Below are 16,799 nucleotides of genomic sequence, written 5' to 3'. Positions count from 1 at the left end.
CGCATAAGGTTAGAAGTGCGGAGCAAGAACAAATGTGGGAGCGGGCTAGCTCGCGAAGGCGGTGTGTCAGTCAACTCAGATGTTGAATGTTGAACCGCATTCGCGAGCAAGCCCGCTCCCACAGGGGGTTATGTGTGATCTGAAGAATCAGTGGCGCTTGAGAATCTGGTCCATCACCCAATCGGTCTTCAGCGCCTGCTCGGCCACGGCGGGGTGCTGCGTCTCGCCACGAATATGCGCATTCATACCCAATACGTGGTGCCATTGGATATGTGCGTGATGCTCGATGGTCAGGCTGAGGTGTTCATCAGCGTGCAGCTCGACCGGGTGTTCATCGAACACTGAAAAAGTGATCCGGCCTTCGCTGCCAATCACTTCGACCCGGTCTTCGCGACGGTCTGCAACGAAGTTCCAGCAGCCCATGCCCAGTGCCCCGCTGGCAAACCGCCAAGTGGCGCTGACGGCATCTTCGGCCGCGTACAAACCAGCCTGCCGCGCAGTGAATCCGGCGACTTCGACGATATCGCCGAGAAGGTACTGAAACAGGTCCAGGCCATGGCTGGCCAGATCGGCGAAGTAACCTCCACCGGCAATTGCCGGGTCGGTGCGCCAGTTATCGGTGCCGCTCCGGTCCGCTGCCGACGGGGCTTTGGTGAGGGTCCAGCTCAGGTGCCGGACCTCGCCGATCCGCCCCTCTTCCAGCCATTGCCGCACTTGCCGGAAGCGTGGCAGCGAACGTCGGTAATAGGACACGAACAGGTGCAACCCGGCATCGGCAAACACCTGCTGCATTTCACGGCTTTGCCCGGCATTCAGCGCCATCGGTTTTTCCACGCAGCAATGCTTGCCCGCGGCGGCCACCTGCAAAGCATAGGCGTGATGGCTGTCGGGCGGCGTGGCGATGTACACCGCGTCGACCTCGGGATCGTTGATCAGCGCCTGCGCATCGGTGTAGACCCGAGCGATGCCGTGGCGCGTGGCGTAGTCGGTGACGGCTTCCAGGCGCCGGCCCATCACCGCGACCAACGCCGATCCGGGTGCCTTGTAAAAGGCCGGCCCGCTTTTGCGTTCAGCGACACTGCCACAGCCGATCATGCCCCAGCGCACCAGGTTCATAGGCACTCCTTGCGGCTCAGCCGACGCGCAATGCGCGCAGGTCCAGTCGACCGTCCTTGAGCGGCGGGCACCAGTAGTAGCCACCGGTGATCGGACGGCTGATGCGGTACAGACCGTCGGTGATGCCGTCTTCCAGGCCACTCATGCGGCGCAGTTGGGCTTCGAAGGCGTCAAGGGAAAAACCGAAGGCCAGGAACATCAGGCCGGCACGGTCACCTTCGATCCACGGCATCGAGCGGCGCACCACGAAGGCTTCAGGCGCAAAGCTTTCCTGGGCGGTGCGTTTGACGTGGGCGGAAACCGGCGCGTCGTCGATCTCTTCGTTATCGCTCAAGCGGCGACCCATGATGTTGTCTTTTTCATCCGCCGACAGCCCATGAAAACCTTTCAAGTCATGCTGCCACTGCTGGATCGCGGCGAAGCTGCCACCCACCGTGCCGTCCGCGCCCTCACCCACCAGGGCGGCGGTCACGGCGGCTGCGTCGTGGGGGTTCTCGGTGCCATCTTCGTAGCCGGTCAGGTCATGGCCGGTCATGTGGCGGAAGGTTTCGTTCATCTGCACCAGGCGCAACGCCGGGGCCAATGCCGCTTCGATGGCGTTGCTGCGGTTGAGCAACTCACCACGATCTTCACCGTGCAGCCAGCACCAGAGCGCGTGTTGGGTCGACGGATTGTCGACACCGACGCCAGTCAGTGCCGGGAAAGTGCGCAGGCCTTCGATCTGCCCGTCCAGCGCCTTGACCAGGGATTCACCGAAGCCGACCACCACCGATTTGCCGTCCACCAGGCCTTGCAGGTTATCGAGCGCGGTCGGTAGAGCAGCAACGGATTCGAGGGCGAAGAACATATGGCGAGCTTGAGGCGGAACGGGGGTGGCGAGAATGCCCGGCTGGTAATGACTCATATGAACTCCTCGAAAAAGAGCATGGAGTTTAACCGGAGTACGAGGGTTTGTGTGCCGTCAGAGGCCAGGAACCTGTGGCAAAGGGGGCTTCTGTGGCGAGGGGGCTTGCCCCCGTTGGAGCGCGTAGCGCTCCCCTGCATTTTCAGTCATACCGAGTCGCCAGGTTTTGGGGGCTGCTTCGCAACCCAACGGGGGCAAGCCCCCTCGCCACAGAAGATCAAACCACGCCGGGGCTTTCGTTGCGAAACGCACTCGGGCTCTTGCCGGTCCAGCGCCTGAAAGCCCGGCGAAAGCTGCGCACGTCGCTGTAGCCGACTTCCTCGGTGATGCGTTCGATGGACATGTCCGGGTTGGCCAGCAGGCTCATGGTGCGGGCCTGGCGCACTTGCTCCAGCAGCGTTTCGAAGGTCAGCGCGTGTTCGGTGAGGCGGCGGCGCAAGGTGCGGCTGCTCATGTTCAGGTCGCCGGCGATTTTCTCGATGTGGCTGCCCTCGGTCAGGTCCCGGGCAATCGCCCGTTCCACCGCTTGGATCAGATCCATTTTCTGGTGCACCTGCGCGGCTTCCAGTTCGAGCAATTTCACGGCCTGGCGCAGGGCCAGAGAATGGTGATTGGGCAACTGAACGTCCAGCCAATGCGCATCGATCACCATGCGGTTTTGCAGGCAACCGAAACGCACGTCCGGCCCCAGCAGGCGCGAATATTCGCCGAGATAGTCCGGCGCGGCATGCACGAACTCCACGGCCGTCGGCTTGAAATCCGCCCCGACCAGCGCCCGGCCGTACACCAGCAGGCTGGCGAAAAACTCCTCGACCGCGAACAACTGCACGTCGGCGAACGGCAAGCGGCATTCAACGTCGATATACACCCGATCCCCCGCCTCCTCCACACTCGACACGACAATGCCGCCAGAGGTGTGTTGATGGCGAATGCCCAGTTCGAAGGCATCGCGCAGGGTCTTGCACAGCGACAACACATGCCCCAACAACCCCAGCGTGCCGAGCACATTCTGCGCGCCGACCCACAAGCCCAGCCCCTGATTGGGCAAGGCCTTGAGCGCGCGTTGAATCATGGCCACGGCCTGGCGATGGGAGATACGCTGCGCCGGGTCCTGCAGGTCTTCAAAGGTAAAGCCCAACCCTCGGCACAGGCTCTCGGGGTGGATGCCTTTTTGCTCGGCGACTTCGGCCAGGGTCTGCAGGAGAAACGGCGACACCAGCGCCAGTTCAAAGGTGGGATCGATCACTTTCATTTGCATGGGGCTATACATTCCGGGTCGAGCTGCATTCTTATTTTTGTAACCGGTTATGTCGAAGGAAGTTAGCACAGGGCTCAAAGACTGTCCGCAGAAGTCCCCCTAAATGGCCGCCAATACCCTGCCTTGCAGGGCACAGACAGCTTATTTCTATGTTGCGGCCCTCGTATGGATGCCGGACAGCCCGACAACAATAATAATGAGTACACCCATGATCCCGACCCGCACGACACTCCCCCTGACGGTCATTGGCCTGGCCGGCGTCTGCGCCCTGCAACCGGCACTGGCCACCGAGACTGGCGTGGACAACATCGGCACCGGCACCGACGGCTTTTTCGTGTTGCCGCTTTCGCCCGACAGCCTTCCGGACAACATGGTTGCGTTCAACCTCTACTACAACCACTACAAAGCCACGAAGCTCAATATCAGCTCGCTCGGCGGCAAGGTGCCGAACGTCGAGATCGAGTCCACGGCGGTCATTCCGCGCCTGGATTACCTCAGCCCGGTGCGCGTGTTTGGCGGCCGGCTGGCCGGCTACATCGCGCAGCCCTGGCTCAAGCAGGAAGTCTCGGTGTTCGGCTTGCAGGACACCCGCGAAGGCATGGGCGACACCACGGTCGCGCCGATCATCCTCTGGGACATGGGCCCGAACCTGACCCTCGGCGCCGCCATCGAAATCACCGTGCCGACCGGCGAGTACAGCGTTGACCGCCTGGCCAACACCAGCAACAACTTCTACACCTACAAACCGTTGTTCTCCTTCACCTGGCTGCCGACGGACAGAACCGAGGTGTCGATGAAGACCACCTACAGTTTCAACGAGAAAAACAAGGACACCGACTACAAGTCGGGGCAGATTTTCCACTTCGATTATTCCGCCAGTTTCAAGATCACCGACGACCTGATGCTCGGATTGAACGGCTACTATCTCAAGCAAACCACCGACGACAAACAGTTCGGCCACACCGTGCAGTTCAATGGCCAGGACGTGAACGACGGGGTGCGCGGCCAGGTGTTTGCCATTGGTCCGGCGCTGCACTGGACCTTTCTCAAATACGCCAGCGCGGAGATTCGCTGGGCCAAGGAGTTCGACGTGGAAAACCGGCCTGAAGGGGAAATGCTTTGGGCCAAGGTCAGCATTCCCTATGCGTTCTGACTGAACTGACGCCTTCGCGAGCAAGCCCGCTCCCACATTTGGAATGCATTCCCCTGTGGGAGCGGGCTTGCTCGCGAAGGCGTCGGAACAATCACCCAAAAAACATCAGGAATACACCGGCCAGCTATCCACAATCCGCCCACCCCGAACCGCCAGCAAATCCCCGAACTGCAACAACACCGACTCCGTCTGGGCAGGCCGCAAGAACACCTGGTCCTCAACCGTCAGCCCCACCGCCGCCGAACCATTGACCATTTCCTGGTTCGAGCTGCGGCCATACACGCCATTGCTCTGCAACCCCGCTGGCGATTCGAACTCCGCCATCCAGTTACCGCCATAGATGAAATACGTCTCGCGCTGATTGGTGTCCCACCAGGAAAACAGCCTGGACTTGCCATCCAGCGCCGGGATGTTTACAGCCCCGGTGCTTTTCAGCACCGGCGTGGCGATAAAAGCGGCCGGCACATGCTCCGCCAGTGACGGCAAATCATAATGAGTGGGCTTGAGCAGCCCCGTCCCCACCGACACTTCGCTGCTGAGCTGTTCGTGTTCATGCATGCGATAGCTCGGGCTGCCGGCCGTATTGAGGGTCAGCCCTTCGCGCCACAGACCGGGGTAGTGCTGACGGGTGAAATCGACGCAGCGGTTGTAGATCACCATCACCGTGGCGAACAGCTCCTCGGGCGAGCCCAGGATCCCCGGCACGCCCATGCCCACGAACGGGTCGTAGCCCATGTACCCGGCGAATTCCAGGTGCTGCGGGTGCTGGCCGATCAGCGCCAGCATCTGCCCGAGTACGCCAAGGTCGCTGACGCCACCGCGATGCAGCCCGACATCCAGTTCGATGTTCACCCGTATTCGCGTGCCCAGCCCTTGAGCCAGGGCGAGGTATTGCTGCAAGCGTTGCGGCGTATCGAGCAACCATTGCAATTGCTTCGAAGGGTCGAAAGAACCCTTGTGCGACTGATAGAACAACTCGGCCGAACGCACCGGCAGCGGCTTGCCCAGCAGAATATCGGCCTCGGCAAACTGCACCGCGTCATGATTGAGAAACGGTTGGTGAAACGACATCAGCCGTTGCGTACCGGCGCGCTGGGCGATGTAGGCCAGAAGCCCCGGTGCCGGCAGTGACTTTTCCACCAGGCGCAGGTGCTTGCCGGCGCGCTTGACCGATTGCATCACCACATCGATGTTGTGATCCAGCCGATCAAGGTCGATCAGCATCACCGGTCGCATCGGCCCGTGGTCCTTGAGTTCGCGGTTCAGCGCAAGGAAGTAATCGCTGTACGGCGCGCCTCGGTCACCCGGCCGCAGCCACGCCCCGACACCCACCAACAAGGCGCCGACACCGGCGGTGCCGAGCAAGAAATTGCGGCGATTGACGGCCATCAGCTCACCCCCAGAATGGATGACAAGTGCGCGTTGAGAAATTTGCCGCTGGGGTCGAGCGCCTGCCGCACCTGGATGAATTCCTGCCAGCGCGGGTACAGCGGCTGCAGGTTTTTTGCATTCAGCGTGTGCAACTTGCCCCAGTGCGGCCGGCCGTTGTACTTCCAGAAAATCGGCTCGATGGCGGCGAAGAAATTGTGATGATCCATCTGGTAATGCTGGTGGACCGAGATCGAACAGCTGTCGCGACCTTCGAACATGCTCAGGGGAATGTCGTCGGCCTTGACGTAACGGTACTCGATCGGAAACCAGGTGCGCAGGTCCTTGTCCTGGACCAATTTGAGGATCTCGCGCAAACAGGCTGGGCCGTATTCGGCTGGCACGGAGTATTCCATTTCATTGAAACGTACCGTGCGCACGTTGGCATAGATGTCGAACGAGTCACCCACCCGGTCATCGAAACTGGCCAGGTGGCGCAAGTTATTGAGCATCGTGCGACGCAGGTCCGGGAAGTCGCTGGCGTATTTGTCGATCTTCTCGATCAGCGTGACAAACTCGTTGCCGCCCTCCTCATCAGCCGGGACCGGTGGTGTAGCCGGGTCGCCGGTTTCGTTCAGGGCGATCGACAAGGCGTAGTCGGAATGGGTCACCACGAGCATTTCCCAGTGCTGGTTTTCCCGGGTGTTCTTGTCCAGGTCTTCCAGTAACTCTTCGGTTTTAGCGATCCATTGGCGCTCCCGCAATCGATACGCCGGGCGGTTTTGCAGGCGTACCCTGGTGGCCACACCCAACGCGCCCAAGGACACCCTCGCGGCACTGAACACTTCAGGATGGCGGCTGGCATCGCAGTCGAGCACGTCGCCGTTGGCGGCCACCAACTGCAAGCCGCAGACATGCGCCGAATACGATTGAAAGTCTTTGCCGGTGCCGTGGGTCGAGGTCGAGATCGCGCCGGCAAGGGTCTGGTAATCGATGTCAGCCATGTTTTGCAGGGCCTGGCCGATGTCCTTGAGCGGCGTGCCCATACGTGACATCGGCGTGCCGGCGGCGAACTCGGCCTGCAGCGTTTGCCGATCGTGATCGAGCAAACCCGTGAAATAGCTCAGCGACAGCAAGGTGCCGTCGGTGGGCACCAGCGCACTGAAGGAATGCGCCGAGCCCACCGGACGAATCTTGCCGGGGGCCTGGCGCACCACTTGCGTCAACTCATCCAGGTTCTTGGGCGCCAACCGCGCAGCCGGCAGGCAACTCTGGCCTCCCGACCAATTGCGCCAGGGAATCAGGCGTGGCGCGCGCAGCAGCTCGGCCACTGCCGGCGTTGAGCCGAGCGCGGTAAAGGCGCCAATGACGCTCGCCCGTTGCAACAACTGACGCCGTGTCAGGTCCATCGTCATGAATCGCACCCTGCCGTTCTTGTTATTGGATTTGCTGGCCGGACATAAAGGCAATCAGCGCCAGGAACTGTTCTTGCGAACACTGCATGCACATCCCCATCGGCGGCATGCCGTTGTAACCGTTGATCGCGTGATCGAGCAGCGTGTCGGCGCCCTGTAACACCCGTGGTTGCCAGGCCTTGATATCGCCGGTCAGCGGCGCCCCGGCCGCCGGATTGGCATGGCAAAGCTTGCAGCTGTTGTCGTAGACCTGCGCGAGTTCCGCGTCGGCGGGCCTCGCGGCACCTGCTTCGCTGCGGGTCGGCGGGTTGTTCGGCTCTTTGCCGCACCCTGCAAGCAACGCCGCAAAGACACAGCCCACCAAGGCCAAACAAAGGCTAGGCTTTTCAGTTAATCGGCTTGCCCGCATGGCTGTCCTCTCAATGGCTGCCCGGCCGGCCGGGTGCACTTTTTTGTTGTGATCAAGGAGAGTCAACATTAAGGCACCCTGCGCGGGCAGGTTGAGGGCATTGGGGGCCAACAAGGGGCGCTTCTGAGGCCATGACGCAAGGCACCGACAAGTCCCCGACATCATGCTGTTCGGCAAAACCCTGAGATGAGTCATGACAAGCGTTGCTGAGGTCTGCTAAAACGATTCATCAGTGCATCAGCCAATCCAGAGGGGTAGCGACATGACCACAGCCAATAATCTGCAGAACCTGTTCCCTAGCCCCGCCGAGATCCCGGAAAAGTACCGCCTTGACGGCCAGACCGAGCAGCGCGAGTACTTGGTCGATGGCCAACTCAGAACCTGGAACGGGCCGCTGGCCCTGGTCCGCAGCCCGGTGTACCTGGCAGGCCCGAATGGCGATGAACAGGTGATCCTCGGCAGCACACCGCTGCTGGATGCCGACACCGCCTTGACCGCCCTCGACGCTGCAGTCCGCGCCTATGACCGTGGCCAGGGCCTGTGGCCGACCATGCGCGTGGCCGAACGCATCCAGCACGTCGAAACCTTCCTCGGGCGCATGCGCGAGCAGCGCGACGCCGTGGTCAAGTTGCTGATGTGGGAAATCGGCAAGAACCTCAAGGACTCGGAAAAGGAGTTCGACCGCACCTGCGACTACATCGTCGACACCATCAACGCCCTGAAGGAACTCGACCGCCGCTCCAGCCGTTTCGAACTGGAACAGGACACCCTCGGCCAGATCCGTCGCGTACCGATGGGCGTGGCCCTGTGCATGGGGCCTTACAACTATCCGTTGAACGAAACCTTCACCACGCTGATCCCGGCGCTGATCATGGGCAACACCGTGGTGTTCAAGCCGGCCAAGCTCGGCGTGCTGCTGATTCGCCCGCTGCTGGAGGCCTTCCGCGACAGCTTTCCGACCGGGGTGATCAACGTCATCTACGGCAGCGGCCGCGAGACGGTCAGTGCGTTGATGGCCAGCGGCAAGATCGACATCTTTGCCTTCATCGGCACCAACAAGGCCGCCAGTGACCTGAAAAAACTCCATCCGAGACCCCACCGCTTGCGCGCGGCGCTGGGCCTGGATGCGAAAAACCCGGGCATCGTCCTGCCGGAAGTGGATCTGGACAACGCGGTCAGTGAAGCGGTGACCGGTTCGCTGTCATTCAATGGCCAGCGCTGCACCGCTCTGAAGATCCTGTTTGTCCACGAAGACGTGGTCGAGTCCTTCATCGACAAATTCAATGCCAGGCTCGCCAACCTCAAACCCGGCATGCCCTGGGAAAGTGGCGTAGCCCTGACGCCACTGCCGGAATCGGGCAAGGTCGACTATCTGCATGCACTGGTGGCGGATGCCGAAAGCAAAGGCGCCAAGGTAGTCAACCCCAACGGTGGCGAGGCTCGTGCGTCATTCTTCTACCCGGCGGTGCTGTACCCGGTCACGCCGCAGATGCGGGTTTATCAGGAGGAACAGTTCGGCCCCGTCATCCCCATCGTGCCCTACCGTCATCTGGATACCGTGATCGACTACGTGCTGGAGTCGGACTTTGGCCAGCAATTGAGCATCTTCGGCACCAACCCGGTGGCGGTTGGCCGGCTGGTGGACACCTTCGCCAATCAGGTCGGGCGCATCAACCTCAATGCCCAGTGTCAGCGCGGCCCGGACACCTATCCCTTCAATGGTCGCAAGAACTCGGCCGAAGGCACCTTGTCGGTCCATGACGCACTGCGGGTGTTTTCGATCCGCACCCTGGTGGCGACCAAGTTCCAGGAGACCAACAAAGACCTGATCAGCGAGATCATCAGCGGCCGCAGTTCGAGCTTCCTGACCACCGACTACATCTTCTGAGGAGAGCCAGCCTGAGTACATCCAGAGCCCAACGATTGCCACCGCTGTTGCGCCGATTGCTGCGTCCGTTGCTGGACCCGTACCGGCGCTACCGCCATGCCCGGGTGATCCATGCGGTGCGGGTGTCGCTCGGGTTGCTGGCGACGATCCTGCTGACCACCGGCATCAATCTACCCCACGGTGAGTGGGCGTCGGTGACCATGCTGGTGGTGATAGGCGGCTTGCAGCACCACGGCAACATCGGCAAGAAAGCCGCCGAGCGCGCCATTGGCACCTTGATCGGCGCCGGTGTCGGCCTGGTGTTGGTGGCACAACAGGCCTGGCTGGGGATGCCCAGGCTGACCTATTTCGCGATGTCGGTGGTCTGCGGGTTTTTCTCGTATCACGCCATCGGCAAGGGTGGTTACACGGCGCTGCTGTCGGCGATTACCGTGTTCATCGTCGCGGGGCACGGCGACAACCCGGTCACCGATGGCTTGTGGCGCGGGGTGGATATCCTGATCGGCATTGCCCTGGCCCTGGCGTTTTCCTTTGCCCTGCCGCTGTACGCGGTTTATTCCTGGCGCTACAACCTGGCCGATGCGCTACGTGATTGCGCGAAAGTCTACGGGCGCATCGTTGACGGCCAGGCCATCACCGCCGACGAACACCTCAAACTCATGACTCGCCTGAACGCGGCGATGGTGCAACTTCGCTCACTGATGCCCTCGGTGTCCAAGGAAGTGAAGATTTCCATGACCGAACTCGATGCCCTTCAGCGCAACCTGCGAATGTGCGTCAGCACCCTGGAAATCCTCGGCAATACCCGACCGGATGCCAATGACCTCGAGGCGATGTCGCTGATGCAAACGGCATTGAAAGCCGAGCATCGACAAATTCGCGTGCAATTGATCGGCATGGCCCGGGCGTTGAAATCAGGCGCCGCCCAGCGGCTCAATCGCCCCGTGGATGTACCGCTTGTCAGCCTTGATGCGCCGGTCTACAACACGCTGGACGGGTATCGTTTGCTGACCCAACAACTGGCCGCCAACGTCGGGGAGATGCGCCAGCGCTTGGCCAAGAGCGCGCCGCGCTGGAACATCTGACGCCCCTGGTTGGCACTCAAGGCGTCACCGTGCGCCGAAACTTCAGCGACCAGCCTTGTTGCATGCCGGCAGCGGCCAACAGAATCGCCGCGACTCCAATCCATTGCAGTGGCTCCAGGCGATGACCGAAGGCAAACCAGTCGACGAAAATCGCCGCGATCGGGTAGATGAAGGACAGCGCGCCCGTCAACGCCGTCGGCAGTTTTTGAATCGCGCCGTACAACAACACATACATCACGCCGGTGTGCACCATACCCAGCGTCACCAGGCTGGCCCACGCGCTTGGCGCCTGGGGCAATACGGAAAGATTCGCGAAGGGCGCGAGCAACAGCACGCCTGTGCTGACCTGGATCAGCGCGATCAAATGCGGTGGGGTTCCAGTCAGGCGCTTGATGATCAACGCGGCAATTGCGTAGAGAAACGCCGCGCCCAACGCCAAGGCAATGCCCGTCAGGTAATCGCTGCCGCTTTCGCCCTGGCTGCCATGGGCACTGACAATCGCCAGCATCCCGAGAAACGAAACGCCCAGCCAGGCCAGCTTCTGCGCAGTGATCTTTTCATTGAGAAACAGCGCCGCCAGCCCGACCAGCATGAAAGGCTGGACGTTATAGACGGCGGTGCCGATGGCAATCGACGCCCGGGAATAGGACGCGAACAACAGCACCCAGTTGCCGACGATCGCCACACCGCTGAGCACTGCGAGCAGGAACGTGGTGCGGGTCAGAATGCCGGGGCGCAGAAAGCCGAAAGCCGCGCAAATGAGCAGCAAGGTGCCAGCACCGAACAGGCAGCGCCAGAACACCACATCCAGCACCGGTTGCCCGGACACCAGCACGAACCAGCCGATGGTGCCGGAGATCAGCATGGCGGCCGTCATTTCGAACGAACCGCGGCGTAGGGTTTTGTCCATCATCAGACTCCTGTGTTTGTGACCAAAGTATGCCAATGCCCCCAGGGGCTACTCCAGAGCAAAAAGCAGGCTAAACTCGGGATCTGCCTTTTTTATCAAGGCCTTTTTGGAAAAATGCCTAACAGAGGATTTTGCCATGACCGATGACATCGACCAGCTGCTGATCACGGCGCTGATGGAGGACTCGCGACGCTCGCTCAAGGCCCTGGCGCAAATCAGCGGCCTGTCTTCCCCCAGTGTTGCCGAGCGTCTGCGCCGCCTGGAAGAGCGAGGCGTGCTCAAGGGCTACACCGTTGAAATCGACCCGAAATGCTTCGGCTATCAACTCCAAGCCATCGTGCGTATTCGCCCGTTGCCGGGGCAATTGCAGGAAGTGGAGCGGCAAATCATGGCCATTCCCGAATTCACCGAGTGCGACAAGGTCACCGGCGACGACTGTTTCATCGCGCGCCTGCATGTGCGCTCGATGGAACAACTGGACACCCTGCTCGACCGACTCAACACCCACGCTGAAACCAATACGGCGATCGTCAAGAAAACCCCGGTCAAGCGCCGGTTGCCGCCCATGGCGTGAGTGATATTTATTTCAGACTGAAGTAGATTGATGGTTTCCGGCGAAGGATTGACGGCATGAAAACTCAGGCAATGCTTCTGGTGGCTACGATGTTGGCGGGTTGCGGCACGATTCAGACGGTTGTGCGCAGTGACGAAGTGGCCTCGAAAAGTCTCAAGGAACAAAAGAGTTACTGCGGCGCGGTACCGCGAATCTACAGCGGCGTGACCTACGACTTCTGCTACCTGAACGCGCCCCTCGAAGACGGCCGGGATGCGCAGGTACATGGTCCCGCCCCCGCTATCGTGCTGCTCGACGTGGTCGTGTCCGGGGCGATGGACACACTGCTGCTGCCCTACACCATCTACCGCCAGCAAGCCGACGGCAGCATCGTCATTACAGAGTAGGCCTGGATTTGTGGTAATAAAAAACCCGCCTGAGCGGGTTTTTTAGTTCAAGGCCGAGGATCAGTCATCGCGGCTCATGATGCCGAACAGCTGCAACAGGCTGACGAACAGGTTGTAGATCGATACATACAGGCTGATGGTAGCCATGATGTAGTTACGCTCGCCGCCATGAATGATGGCGCTGGTCTGGAACAGAATGCAGACCGAGGAGAACAGCACGAAACCTGCGCTGATCGCCAGTTGCAGGCCGCTGATCTGGAAGAACAGGCTCGCCAGCGTCGCACCCAGCAGCACAAAGAAGCCTGCCGTGATGAAACCACCGAGGAAGCTCATGTCCTTGCGGGTAATCAGCACATACGCCGACAGACCGCCGAACACCAGCGCCGTCATCGCGAAAGCCGAGCTGACCACTTCAGCGCCGCCCTGCATACCCAGGTAACGGTTGAGGATCGGGCCAAGCAGGAAACCCATGAAACCGGTCAGGGCAAATGCCGACACCAGGCCCCAGGCCGAATCACGGAGTTTGTTGGTGAGGAAGAAAAGACCGTAGAAGCCGATCAGCACCACGAAAATGTTCGGGTAGCCAACATGCATCTGCTGGGCAACGTAGGCTGTCACACCGCTGAAAGCCAGGGTCAGGGCGAGCAAGCCGTATGTGTTGCGCAGGACGCGGCTAACCTCTAGCTGCTCAGCCTGCACGCTGTTATTAACTGCGTAATCCTGTTCGCGCATGGCGACACTCCTGTTGGTTTGAAACGTTCAGTCGCAAAGATCATAACAGACGCTCTGTAACAAGCTATGCAGAGAGTTTGACAGTGTGTTTCATTCAGGTATTATGGCGCCCGCAACGCAAACGGAGGTGTGGCCGAGTGGTTTAAGGCAACGGTCTTGAAAACCGTCGACTGTAACAGGTCCATGAGTTCGAATCCCATCGCCTCCGCCATCTTTATACGACAAAGCCCTGATTATTCAGGGCTTTGTCGTTTCTGGGGTTTGGGAATCGGTGCTGCTTTTCAGAGCCGTTACAAAACCATTTGGTAACCCCTCGACCAAGCTGAAAGCGCCGCTACAGGAAAAAGGTCGCCAACTGACCTTCTTGACCGACAGTAAACGGCTATGGATTCAGCCGGTCGCGACAGGCAGTAATCATCCAATCCGCTCTTCCCGCAGAGATCTCGCGGCCCTCGGCCCGAAACCTTCTCGGCCGCTTAAACCTTCCAGACAATCCCCATTCGTTGCTGCTTTAGCAGAATCCTCAAAAAAACAAAACGATTCCACCTGGCCAATTCGTGACCGATTGGTTTTCGCTGTGAACGTTAAATAGGCACGTGTCGATATCAGGCAAGGAGGTGGCGTGAACAGGTAACTGAATTATCGGACAAGCCGGGTAAGGTGGCGCCTCTTTTCATGGAAATAACCACATCGCGACGATGGGTTTGATAAGTACGGCAGCGTTTGAAGGGTGCCACTTTCAGGAAGCGGCAGCAGGAAACGATGATGATCCGTTGCCCCCATCACTTCGCTTAAATGTCGATCAGCAGAGAAAAAAAACCCGATGATTAGCCCGAGCTCCAAGGATTCGAATGGCCAATTGGCACAGGGCTTCAAGCCTCGTCACGTAACAATGCTGTCAATCGCCGGGATTATCGGCGCCGGTTTATTCGTTGGCTCAGGACATGCCATTGCAGCTGCTGGCCCGGCCGTCCTGCTGGCCTACCTATTCTCAGGCCTGCTTGTCGTTCTGGTCATGCGTATGCTCGGTGAAATGGCGGTGGCCAACCCGGACACAGGCTCGTTCTCCACCTATGCCGACCAGGCAATAGGTCGTTGGGCAGGCTTCACCATCGGTTGGCTGTACTGGTGGTTCTGGGTACTGGTGATCCCTATCGAAGCACTGGCCGCCGGCCATGTGTTGAACCAGTGGTTTCCCCAGATCGATGCCTGGCTGTTCGCCCTGGTGTCGATCATTGCGTTGGTGATCACCAATCTGTTCAGTGTCTCCAAGTACGGCGAATTCGAATTCTGGTTCGCCATGGCCAAGGTGGTGGCGATCATCGGTTTCATCGGCGTGGGTTTTGCCGTGTTGATGGGCTGGGTGCCCGATCGGGAAGTCAGCGGCTTGAGCGGACTGATGGCCGAGCATGGCGGATTTGCCCCCAACGGCCTGTCGGCGGTAGTCGGCGCTTTCATCACCATCATGTTCAGCTTCATTGGTACTGAAGCGGTCACCATCGCCGCCGCCGAATCCGACAATCCCTCGCAGAACATTGCCAAGGCCACGCGTTCGGTGATTTGGCGCATCGGCGTGTTCTACCTGTTGTCGATTTTCGTGGTCATCTCCGTGGTGCCCTGGAACGATCCGCTGCTCGCCCAGGTAGGCTCCTACCAGAGGGCACTGGAGATCATGAACATTCCCCACGCCAAGTTCATGGTGGACGTGGTGGTGCTGATCGCTGTGGCCAGCTGCATGAACTCCTCGATCTACATTGCTTCGCGCATGCTGTACTCGCTGGGTCGTCGTGGCGATGCGCCGAAGTCGCTGAAGGCGACCTCCTCCGAGGGCGTGCCGCGTGCAGCAGTCATCGCCAGCACCGTGCTGGGCGCGGCGATCACCGTGTGGAGCTACTTCATGCCCGCCGGGCTGTTTAACTTCCTGCTGGCCAGCTCCGGCGCGATTGCCTTGCTGGTGTACCTGGCCATTGCGGTGTCGCAACTGCGCATGCGCCGGATGTTGCGTCGGCAGAACGTTGAGCTGACCTTTCGCATGTGGCTGTTTCCATGGCTGACGTGGCTGGTGATTGCGTTCATATGCGCAGCGCTGGCAGTCATGATGATCACCCCTGAGCACCGTACCGAAGTCAGTACAACCATTGGCCTGGCGCTGGCGATTTCCTTTATCGGCCTTGTGACGTCGCGTCACCCTGCGCAGGCTGCGAGGGTGACGTCAGTGGGATAAACCAAGGAGGTATTTGCGCCAAACCTACTCCCTGCGCCAAGGCTGGGGAGTATTACCAGCTCCTGCGTCTCAGGCCGTAATCGCTCTCTGTGAGGACATGACCACGATGTCATCGAACTCCACCGTGTCCGACGGTACGACTCAATCCGTTGGTTTTCTGCTGCTGGATAAATTCACACTTATTTCCCTGGCGTCCGCAGTAGAGCCACTGCGCATGGCCAATCAGTTGTCGGGGCGAGAGCTATATCGCTGGCATACGTTCAGCCCCGATGGAGAGCCTGTCTGGGCCAGTGACGGCGTGCCGATCACTCCGGATGCTTCGTGGAACAATCCATCAGTGGCGGACACTGTAATCGTGTGCGGTGGTGTTGGAATCCAGAACGTGATTACCCGCGAGCACATTACCTGGCTGCAAGCCTTGGCGCGTCAATCCAGACGGTTGGGAGGTGTGTGCACCGGCAGCTGGGCGCTCGCCAAAGCCGGGCTGCTCGACGGCTACGAGTGCAGCGTGCATTGGGAATTCTTGGCCGCCATGCAGGAAGCTTTCCCGCGAGTCAGCATCAGCGCGAGTCTCTTCACCCTGGACCGAAACCGATTCACAAGCTCCGGGGGAACAGCGCCGCTGGACATGATGCTGCACCTGATTGGTCGCGATCATGGTCGTGAACTATCCGCAGCCATCTCTGAGATGTTTGTTTACGAGCGCATACGCAACGAACAGGACCATCAGCGGGTTCCGCTCAGGCATGTGCTGGGAACTCATCAGCCTAAGCTGCAGGAGATCGTCGCGTTGATGGAGGCCAATCTCGAGGAACCGATCGACCTGGATAACCTTGCAGAATACGTTGATCTGTCACGTCGACAGCTAGAGCGGCTATTTCAGAAATACCTTCACTGTACGCCGTCACGCTACTACTTAAGGTTACGTCTTATTCGAGCGCGACAACTGCTTAAGCAAACATCATTGTCGATCATTGAGCTGGCGTACGTATGCGGTTTCGTGTCCACACCACACTTTTCCAAGTGCTATCGCGAGTACTTTGGTGTTCCACCAAGCGACGAGCGTTCCGGCTCTGACATGAGTCGCAAACCGGCAACGCTTGCGACTACGCAGCAGTCATCAACTAAACCACTGACAGCGCTCGACCAGGCACGAAACGAATCGACTTTTGCCAGTGTTCGAATGATTGATCGTTTCGACTTGGCGGAGTCGTGCTGACAGGACGTCCCTGCCGCCCCCATTCATCCGCAGTGCATGGGTTTACTCAATAAGATCACGCAGGAGATTTGACGTGCACATTGGTGTTCCTCTCGAAACCCAGACCGGTGAAACACGGGTTGCTGCAACCCCGGAAACCATCAAGAAGCTGATCGGCC

Annotated in this window: 16 protein-coding genes and 1 tRNA gene; 9 read left to right on the top strand and 8 right to left on the bottom strand. The window is 59.8% G+C overall.

Annotated features, from left to right (window positions below):
* Window positions 1-147 precede the first annotated feature (147 nt).
* The 3 genes from KGB29_RS23130 to KGB29_RS23120 all read right to left on the bottom strand — a co-directional run bounded on the left by KGB29_RS23130 (window position 148) and on the right by KGB29_RS23120 (window position 3,278).
* Complete coding sequence (locus KGB29_RS23130) at window positions 148-1,116, bottom strand: Gfo/Idh/MocA family protein (protein WP_150815120.1); 969 nt, start codon at window positions 1,114-1,116, stop codon at window positions 148-150.
* A 16-nt stretch (window positions 1,117-1,132) separates the two neighbouring features.
* Window positions 1,133-2,020, bottom strand: a complete 888-nt coding sequence (locus tag KGB29_RS23125) for a Dyp-type peroxidase (protein ID WP_150815119.1) — start codon at window positions 2,018-2,020, stop codon at window positions 1,133-1,135.
* Window positions 2,021-2,237: 217 nt separating this feature from the next.
* Entirely contained in the window at window positions 2,238-3,278 is a 1,041-nt protein-coding gene (locus KGB29_RS23120; RefSeq protein ID WP_150815117.1) for an AraC family transcriptional regulator, read from the bottom strand.
* A gap of 208 nt (window positions 3,279-3,486) precedes the next feature.
* Between KGB29_RS23120 and KGB29_RS23115 the strand changes: the two genes are divergently transcribed.
* On the top strand, window positions 3,487-4,431 hold the full coding sequence (locus KGB29_RS23115; RefSeq protein WP_150815116.1) for a transporter: 945 nt from the start codon (window positions 3,487-3,489) through the stop codon (window positions 4,429-4,431).
* 105 nt (window positions 4,432-4,536) lie between these two features.
* On the opposite strand, the gene KGB29_RS23110 is transcribed toward KGB29_RS23115, so the two are convergent.
* From KGB29_RS23110 to KGB29_RS23100, 3 genes are all read right to left on the bottom strand, one after another.
* Window positions 4,537-5,745: a DSD1 family PLP-dependent enzyme gene (locus KGB29_RS23110; protein WP_191626140.1), complete on the bottom strand. Its 1,209-nt coding sequence runs from the start codon at window positions 5,743-5,745 to the stop codon at window positions 4,537-4,539.
* A 74-nt stretch (window positions 5,746-5,819) separates the two neighbouring features.
* On the bottom strand, window positions 5,820-7,214 hold the full coding sequence (locus tag KGB29_RS23105) for a D-arabinono-1,4-lactone oxidase (protein ID WP_150815114.1): 1,395 nt from the start codon (window positions 7,212-7,214) through the stop codon (window positions 5,820-5,822).
* 22 nt (window positions 7,215-7,236) lie between these two features.
* Window positions 7,237-7,623, bottom strand: a complete 387-nt coding sequence (locus KGB29_RS23100) for a c-type cytochrome (RefSeq protein ID WP_057714317.1) — start codon at window positions 7,621-7,623, stop codon at window positions 7,237-7,239.
* A 262-nt stretch (window positions 7,624-7,885) separates the two neighbouring features.
* Between KGB29_RS23100 and KGB29_RS23095 the strand changes: the two genes are divergently transcribed.
* Both KGB29_RS23095 and KGB29_RS23090 read left to right on the top strand, forming a co-directional pair.
* Complete coding sequence (locus tag KGB29_RS23095; protein WP_090455715.1) at window positions 7,886-9,511, top strand: NADP-dependent glyceraldehyde-3-phosphate dehydrogenase; 1,626 nt, start codon at window positions 7,886-7,888, stop codon at window positions 9,509-9,511.
* Between the two features lie 44 nt (window positions 9,512-9,555).
* Complete coding sequence (locus KGB29_RS23090; RefSeq protein WP_223616491.1) at window positions 9,556-10,596, top strand: FUSC family protein; 1,041 nt, start codon at window positions 9,556-9,558, stop codon at window positions 10,594-10,596.
* A 16-nt stretch (window positions 10,597-10,612) separates the two neighbouring features.
* Here KGB29_RS23090 and KGB29_RS23085 read toward each other — a convergent pair whose 3' ends face one another.
* On the bottom strand, window positions 10,613-11,506 hold the full coding sequence (locus KGB29_RS23085; protein ID WP_150815113.1) for a DMT family transporter: 894 nt from the start codon (window positions 11,504-11,506) through the stop codon (window positions 10,613-10,615).
* 136 nt (window positions 11,507-11,642) lie between these two features.
* On the opposite strand from KGB29_RS23085, the gene KGB29_RS23080 reads away from it, so the two are divergent.
* Both KGB29_RS23080 and KGB29_RS23075 read left to right on the top strand, forming a co-directional pair.
* Window positions 11,643-12,080 (top strand): Lrp/AsnC family transcriptional regulator, encoded by a 438-nt coding sequence (locus KGB29_RS23080; protein WP_046038550.1) that lies wholly within the window; start codon window positions 11,643-11,645, stop codon window positions 12,078-12,080.
* Between the two features lie 56 nt (window positions 12,081-12,136).
* A complete protein-coding gene (locus KGB29_RS23075) occupies window positions 12,137-12,466 on the top strand; it encodes a YceK/YidQ family lipoprotein (protein ID WP_090455721.1) in 330 nt (109 codons plus the stop codon).
* 60 nt (window positions 12,467-12,526) lie between these two features.
* Here KGB29_RS23075 and KGB29_RS23070 read toward each other — a convergent pair whose 3' ends face one another.
* A complete protein-coding gene (locus KGB29_RS23070) occupies window positions 12,527-13,198 on the bottom strand; it encodes a Bax inhibitor-1/YccA family protein (protein WP_057714309.1) in 672 nt (223 codons plus the stop codon).
* 123 nt (window positions 13,199-13,321) lie between these two features.
* Between KGB29_RS23070 and KGB29_RS23065 the strand changes: the two genes are divergently transcribed.
* The 4 genes from KGB29_RS23065 to KGB29_RS23050 form a co-directional block, all read left to right on the top strand.
* Window positions 13,322-13,409 (top strand) — tRNA-Ser (locus tag KGB29_RS23065).
* Window positions 13,410-14,021: 612 nt separating this feature from the next.
* A complete protein-coding gene (gabP, locus tag KGB29_RS23060) occupies window positions 14,022-15,422 on the top strand; it encodes a GABA permease (protein WP_150815112.1) in 1,401 nt (466 codons plus the stop codon).
* A gap of 106 nt (window positions 15,423-15,528) precedes the next feature.
* Complete coding sequence (locus KGB29_RS23055; protein WP_371319473.1) at window positions 15,529-16,641, top strand: GlxA family transcriptional regulator; 1,113 nt, start codon at window positions 15,529-15,531, stop codon at window positions 16,639-16,641.
* 73 nt (window positions 16,642-16,714) lie between these two features.
* The coding region (locus KGB29_RS23050) for a hypothetical protein (protein WP_223473437.1) at window positions 16,715-16,799 on the top strand (85 nt) is incomplete at its 3' end.

Source organism: Pseudomonas sp. BF-B-30 (assembly GCF_019956305.1).
In the GTDB taxonomy this organism is placed as follows: domain Bacteria; phylum Pseudomonadota; class Gammaproteobacteria; order Pseudomonadales; family Pseudomonadaceae; genus Aquipseudomonas; species Aquipseudomonas jessenii.
Note: the sequence above shows the minus strand (reverse complement) of the source record. Positions and strands in the feature narration are given on the sequence as shown.